Origin of the sequence: Pseudomonas sp. GM84 (assembly GCF_000282535.1) — a bacterium.
Taxonomy (GTDB): domain Bacteria; phylum Pseudomonadota; class Gammaproteobacteria; order Pseudomonadales; family Pseudomonadaceae; genus Aquipseudomonas.
The window spans coordinates 1-6,736 of sequence record NZ_AKJC01000324.1 but is presented as its reverse complement, the minus strand read 5'-3'; the positions used below and the strand labels follow the sequence as shown (position 1 = coordinate 6,736).

Annotated in this window: 5 protein-coding genes; all 5 read left to right on the top strand. The window is 65.1% G+C overall.

Features of this window, described 5'->3' with window-relative positions:
* Positions 1-132 precede the first annotated feature (132 nt).
* The 5 genes from cycA (at position 133) to urtD (ending at position 6,649) form a co-directional block, all read left to right on the top strand.
* Positions 133-1,533 carry a D-serine/D-alanine/glycine transporter gene (gene cycA / locus PMI38_RS23300; protein WP_008099617.1) on the top strand — a complete coding sequence of 467 codons (1,401 nt, stop codon included), beginning with the start codon at positions 133-135 and terminating at the stop codon, positions 1,531-1,533.
* A 287-nt stretch (positions 1,534-1,820) separates the two neighbouring features.
* On the top strand, positions 1,821-3,086 hold the full coding sequence (urtA, locus tag PMI38_RS23295) for an urea ABC transporter substrate-binding protein (protein WP_008099615.1): 1,266 nt from the start codon (positions 1,821-1,823) through the stop codon (positions 3,084-3,086).
* A 142-nt stretch (positions 3,087-3,228) separates the two neighbouring features.
* Positions 3,229-4,716: an urea ABC transporter permease subunit UrtB gene (gene urtB / locus PMI38_RS23290; protein ID WP_008099613.1), complete on the top strand. Its 1,488-nt coding sequence runs from the start codon at positions 3,229-3,231 to the stop codon at positions 4,714-4,716.
* On the top strand, positions 4,716-5,795 hold the full coding sequence (urtC, locus tag PMI38_RS23285) for an urea ABC transporter permease subunit UrtC (RefSeq protein WP_008099611.1): 1,080 nt from the start codon (positions 4,716-4,718) through the stop codon (positions 5,793-5,795). The genes urtB and urtC overlap by 1 nt, the downstream gene beginning before the upstream one ends.
* Positions 5,792-6,649: an urea ABC transporter ATP-binding protein UrtD gene (gene urtD, locus PMI38_RS23280; protein WP_008099609.1), complete on the top strand. Its 858-nt coding sequence runs from the start codon at positions 5,792-5,794 to the stop codon at positions 6,647-6,649. The genes urtC and urtD overlap by 4 nt, the downstream gene beginning before the upstream one ends.
* Positions 6,650-6,736 lie beyond the last annotated feature (87 nt).

Sequence of the window (6,736 nt, the reverse complement as noted above, 5' to 3'; positions counted from 1 at the left end):
CGGCGATTGGGCTGCAAAGCAGCCCCAACTGCACCCCAGAAGTCGTGTCGATCTGTCGCGCCCCGATTTGGGACGCTCGTGTTAGCCTACTCGGCTTTCAGAAAAAGACTGACCCTCAATGGAATGCAGCCAATGACCCCGACCCCTCCTGCTGAAGACCAGCACCTGCAGCGCAACCTGACCAACCGCCACATCCAGCTGATCGCCATCGGTGGCGCCATCGGCACCGGCCTGTTCATGGGCTCGGGCAAGACCATCAGCCTGGCGGGGCCGTCGATCATCTTCGTCTACATGATCATCGGCTTCATGCTGTTCTTCGTCATGCGCGCCATGGGTGAACTGCTGCTGTCGAACCTCAACTACAAGTCGTTCATCGACTTCTCCGCCGACCTGCTCGGCCCCTGGGCCGGCTACTTCACCGGCTGGACCTACTGGTTCTGCTGGGTGGTCACCGGCATCGCCGACGTGGTGGCGATCGCCGCCTACACGCAGTTCTGGTACCCCGACCTGCCGCAGTGGATACCGGCGCTGACCTGCGTGGCGCTGCTGCTGTCGCTGAACCTGGTCACCGTGAAGATGTTCGGTGAGCTGGAGTTCTGGTTCGCCCTGATCAAGATCGTCGCCATCCTCGGCCTGGTCGCCACCGGCCTGTACATGGTCATCACCGGCTTCGATTCGCCGAGCGGGCACACCGCGCAGCTGGCCAACCTGTGGAATGACGGCGGCATGTTCCCCAATGGCCTGATGGGCTTCTTCGCCGGCTTCCAGATTGCCGTGTTCGCCTTCGTCGGCATCGAGCTGGTCGGCACCACCGCCGCCGAAGCGAAGAACCCCGAGCGCACCCTGCCACGGGCAATCAACTCGATCCCGGTGCGGATCATCGTGTTCTATGTGCTGGCACTGATCGCGATCATGGCGGTCACCCCCTGGCGCGACGTGGTGCCGGGCAAGAGCCCGTTCGTTGAACTGTTCGTGCTGGCCGGCCTGCCGGCGGCGGCGAGCATCATCAACTTCGTGGTGCTGACCTCGGCGGCCTCGTCGGCCAACAGCGGCGTGTTCTCTACCAGCCGCATGCTCTACGGCCTGGCCCAGGAAGGCGATGCGCCGCAGGCGTTCGAAAAACTGTCGCGCCGCGCGGTGCCGGCCAACGGCCTGTTCTTCTCCTGCACCTGCCTGTTGCTCGGCGCGGTATTGATCTACCTGGTGCCCAACGTGGTCGAAGCGTTCACCCTGGTCACCACGGTGTCGGCGGTGCTGTTCATGTTCGTCTGGACGCTGATCCTGCTGTCGTACCTGAAGTACCGCAAACACCGCGCGGCGCTGCACCAGGCCTCGAAGTACAAGATGCCGGGCGGGCGATTCATGTGCTACGTGTGCCTGGTGTTCTTCGCCTTCATTCTGGTGTTGCTGAGCCTTGAGGCGGACACCCGCTCGGCACTGGTCGTCACGCCGATCTGGTTCGTGCTGCTGGCGGTGACCTATCAGTTTGTGCGCAGCAAGCGGCATCCGCGCACGGCTGTGCGTAACGGCTGATTCTGCAAGGGGCTGCTTTGCAGCCCGATCGCCGGCAAGCCGGCTCCCACAGGGATTGCATTGTTCTTGGGAGCAACGCTGTACCTGTGGGAGCTGGCTTGCCAGCGATGGGCTGCGCAGCGGCCCCATTCCTGTGCACCCCAGATTGCCAGGCACCAACCTGGCCCTCGCCAACGCCCTAATACCTCGCACAACCCCTCTACTGCGCCCCTTTCGCCATTCGGCACACCCCTTGCAACGCCCCTCCCCGCTGGCCAACACCCTAAAAAACTCAGCGGAGAGAGCACATGAAGCGTCGCAGTCTGATCAAGGCCTTTACCCTCAGCGCATCGATCGCGGCGATGGGCCTGAGCTGGAGCATCCAGGCCGCCGAAACCATCAAGGTCGGCATCCTGCATTCGCTGTCCGGGACCATGGCGATCTCCGAGACTTCGCTCAAGGACATGGCGCTGATGACCATCGACGAGATCAACGCCAAGGGCGGGGTCAACGGCAAGCTGCTGGAGCCGGTGGTGGTCGACCCAGCCTCCAACTGGCCGCTGTTCGCCGAGAAGAGCCGCCAGTTGCTGACCCAGGACAAGGTCGCGGTGGTGTTCGGCTGCTGGACCTCGGTGTCGCGCAAGTCCGTGCTGCCGGTGTTCGAAGAGCTCAACGGCCTGCTGTTCTACCCGGTGCAGTACGAAGGTGAAGAGATGTCGCCGAACGTCTTCTACACCGGCGCCGCGCCCAACCAGCAGGCGATCCCGGCGGTGGAATACCTGATGAGCGAGGACGGCGGCAGCGCCAAGCGCTTCTTCCTGTTGGGTACCGACTACGTCTACCCGCGCACCACCAACAAGATCCTGCGCGCCTTCCTGCACAGCAAAGGCGTGGCCGACAAGGACATCGAAGAGGTGTACACGCCGTTCGGCCATGCCGATTACCAGACCATCGTCGCCAACATCAAGAAGTTCTCCGCCGGTGGCAAGACCGCGGTGATCTCCACCGTCAACGGCGACTCCAACGTGCCGTTCTACAAGGAGCTGGCCAACCAGGGCCTGAAGGCCACCGACGTGCCGGTGGTGGCCTTCTCGGTGGGTGAAGAGGAGCTGCGCGGCATCGACACCAAGCCGCTGGTGGGCCACCTGGCGGCGTGGAACTACTTCGAATCGGTGGATAACCCGGTCAACCAGAAGTTCGTCGCCGACTGGAAGGCATACGCCAAGGCCAAGGGCCTGCCGGGCGCCGACAAGGCGGTGACCAACGACCCGATGGAGGCCACCTATGTGGGCATCCACATGTGGGCGCAGGCGGCGGAGAAAGCCAAGTCCACCGATGTCGACAAGGTCCGCGAGGCGCTGGCCGGGCAGAGTTTCAAGGCACCGTCCGGCTTTACCCTGACCATGGACAAGACCAACCACCACCTGCACAAGCCGGTGATGATCGGCGAGATCCAGGATGACGGGCAGTTCAGCGTGGTGTGGGAGACCGAGCAGCCGCTGCGGGCGCAGCCTTGGAGCCCGTTCATTCCGGGGAATGACAAGCGGCCCGATTTCGCGGTGAAAGGTAACTGAGTGCATTGGGGCCGCTGCGCGCCCCATTCGCGGGGCAAGCCCGCTCCCACAGAAACACCACTGTCCTCGGGACCTGTGAGTTACCTGTGGGAGCGGGCTTGTCCCGCGAAGAATCCACCGCCGATTTTCCAGGATTGCCCGCATGCTCAGATTCCTGCTCACCCTCCTCCTGCTAATGCCCCTGGCAACCCAAGCCAGCGAAGGCGAATTCTTCCTCACCGCCAAGCCCGCCGAGCAAGCCCGCCTGCTCGAAAGCTGGGCGGCCCAACCCGACGCTGCGCGCCTGCCTCTGCTGGAGAACCTACGCCAGGGCCGCATCGCCGAAGGCGACACCCGCAAGCTTCGCCTGAACAACCGCCTGCGCGGCCTGATCGACAACGCCCTGGCCAGCCATCAATTGCTCGGTGACAACCGCGACCTGCGCCTTGCCGCCGCCCAGCACCTGCAAAAAAGCGCGCAGCCCGCGCAGATGGCATTCCTCGACCGCCGTTTCGCCAGCGAGCCGGACGCCGCCGTGCAGGCCGCCCTCGGCCTGGCCCTGGCCAACCTGCAGCTGGGCGCCAGCGAACCCTCGGTACGCCTGGCCGCCGTGCGCCTGCTCGGCGAAACCGGCGACCCGCTGGCCCGCACCCGCCTGGAAGCGCTGCTGCAACCCAGCGCCGAAACCGACGCCGCAGTACGCACCGCCGCCGAAACCAGCCTGGCCCAGGTCAAGCGCAAACTGCTGTTCGGCGAGCTGCTCGGACAGGCCTTCAGCGGCTTGTCGCTGGGGTCGATCCTGCTACTGGCGGCATTGGGCCTGGCCATCACCTTCGGCCTGCTCGGGGTGATCAACATGGCCCATGGCGAGATGCTCATGCTCGGTGCCTACAGCACCTACATGGTCCAGGTCCTGCTGCAGCGCTACGCGCCGGGCGCCATCGAGTTCTACCCGCTGATCGCCCTGCCGGTGGCATTCGCCGTCAGCGCCGGGGTCGGCATGGCGCTGGAGCGCACGGTGATCCGCCACCTCTATGGCCGCCCGCTGGAAACCCTGCTGGCGACCTGGGGCATCAGCCTGATCCTGATCCAGGCCATCCGCCTGCTGTTCGGCGCGCAGAACGTCGAGGTCAGCAACCCGGCCTGGCTGTCCGGCGGTATCCAACTGCTGCCCAACCTGGTGCTGCCGTACAACCGCCTGGTGATCATCGGCTTCGCCCTGGCCGTGGTGCTGCTCACCTGGCTGCTGCTCAACCGCACGCGGCTGGGCCTGAACGTGCGCGCGGTCACCCAGAACCGCAACATGGCGGCCTGCTGCGGCGTGCCCACCGGGCGCGTCGACATGCTCGCCTTCGGCCTCGGTTCGGGTATCGCCGGGCTAGGCGGCGTGGCCCTCAGCCAGGTCGGCAACGTCGGCCCGGACCTGGGCCAGAGCTACATCATCGATTCGTTCCTGGTGGTGGTGCTCGGCGGCGTCGGGCAACTGGCCGGCAGCCTCTGGGCGGCCTTTGGCCTGGGCATCGCCAACAAGCTGCTGGAGCCGCAGATCGGCGCCGTGCTTGGCAAGATCCTCATCCTTGCGTTGATCATTCTGTTCATCCAGAAGCGCCCGCAAGGCCTGTTCGCCCTCAAGGGACGGGTAATCGACTGATGAACCAGCCACTGCTTGTCACCGCTTCACAAAAAGCCGGCCCGCGCGTGACGCTGGCCATCGCCGCTGTCGCCGCCCTGCTGTTGCTGGCCCTGGCGCTGCTGTCGCTATTGCCGGCAGGCCATGCGCTGCAGGTGTCGGCCTACACCTTGACGCTGGTCGGCAAGATCCTCTGCTACGCCATCGTCGCCCTGGCCCTGGACCTGGTCTGGGGGTATGCCGGGCTGTTGTCGCTTGGCCACGGCCTGTTCTTCGCCCTCGGTGGCTACGCCATGGGCATGTACCTGATGCGCCAGGCGGCCGGCGATGGGTTGCCAGGGTTCATGACCTTCCTGTCGTGGAGCGAACTGCCCTGGTACTGGGCCGGTACCCAGCACTTTGCCTGGGCCCTGTGCCTGGTGGTGCTGGCGCCGGGTTTGCTGGCGCTGGTGTTCGGCTTCTTCGCCTTCCGCTCGCGGATCAAGGGCGTGTACTTCTCGATCATGACCCAGGCCCTGACCTTCGCCGGCATGCTCTTGTTCTTTCGCAATGAAACGGGCTTTGGCGGCAACAACGGCTTCACCAGTTTCCGCACCATCCTCGGCTTCGACATTGCCGCCCAGGGCACACGGGCGGTGCTGTTCCTGCTCACGGTAGGCTTGCTGCTGGCCAGCCTGTACCTGTGCTGGCGGCTGACCCAGAGCAAGTTCGGCCGCCTGCTCACCGCCGTGCGCGATGCCGAGAACCGCCTGATGTTCTGCGGCTACGATCCGCGTGGTTTCAAGCTGCTGGTGTGGGTGCTCAGCGCCGTGCTGTGCGGCCTGGCCGGTGCGCTGTATGTGCCGCAGGTGGGCATCATCAACCCCAGCGAGATGTCGCCGACCAACTCCATCGAAGCCGCCGTGTGGGTGGCCCTGGGCGGTCGCGGCACGCTGATCGGCCCGCTGCTCGGCGCCGGCCTGGTCAACGGCATGAAGAGCTGGTTCACGGTGGCCTTCCCGGAGTTCTGGCTGTTCTTCCTCGGCGCACTGTTCATCCTCGTCACCCTGTACCTGCCCAAAGGCGTGGTCGGCCTGCTGAAGAAAAGGAGCCAGCCATGAGAGGCGTCCCCCCTGTGCACCCCGAGTTCATGCTCGAACCGGTCTTCGATCACCTGGGCGCCGGCCGCGATGCCATTGGCCTGGGCAGCCGCCGCGCGGCAGGCCTGGACACGCGCCATGGCACGGTGCTGAGCCTTGAGGGCATCAGCGTCAGCTTCGATGGCTTCAAGGCGCTCAACGCGCTGAACCTGTACATCGGTGTCGGCGAACTGCGCTGCATCATCGGCCCGAACGGCGCCGGCAAGACCACGATGATGGACGTGATCACCGGCAAGACCCGTCCCGACACGGGCAGCGCGTATTTTGGCGACACCCTCGACCTGACCCGCATGAGCGAATTCCAGATCGCCCAGGCCGGCATCGGTCGCAAGTTCCAGAAGCCCACGGTGTTCGAAGCGCTGACGGTATTCGAGAACCTTGAGCTGGCCCTGAAGACCGACAAGTCGGTGTGGGCCAGCCTGGCCGCGCGCTTGAACGGCGAGCAACGCGCGCGCATCGAGCAGGTGTTGACCACGCTGCGCCTGCTGCCCCTGGCCCAACGCCAGGCCGGCCTGCTGTCCCACGGGCAGAAGCAGTTCCTGGAGATCGGCATGCTGCTGGTGCAGGAACCGCAATTGCTGTTGCTCGACGAGCCGGTGGCGGGCATGACCGATGCCGAGACCGAATTCACCGCCGAGCTGTTCAAGGGGCTGGCCGGCAAGCACTCGCTGATGGTGGTGGAGCATGACATGGGGTTCGTCGGCAGCATCGCCGACCATGTGACCGTGCTGCACCAGGGCAGTGTGCTGGCGGAGGGGTCGCTGGAGCAGGTGCAGGCGGATGAGCGGGTGGTCGAGGTTTATCTGGGCCGATGAATTCTTGTGCCTGTACTGGCCTCATCGCCGGCAAGCCGGCTCCCACACCGATCTCCAGGGCTGCGGGATCCTTGTGGGAGCCGGCTT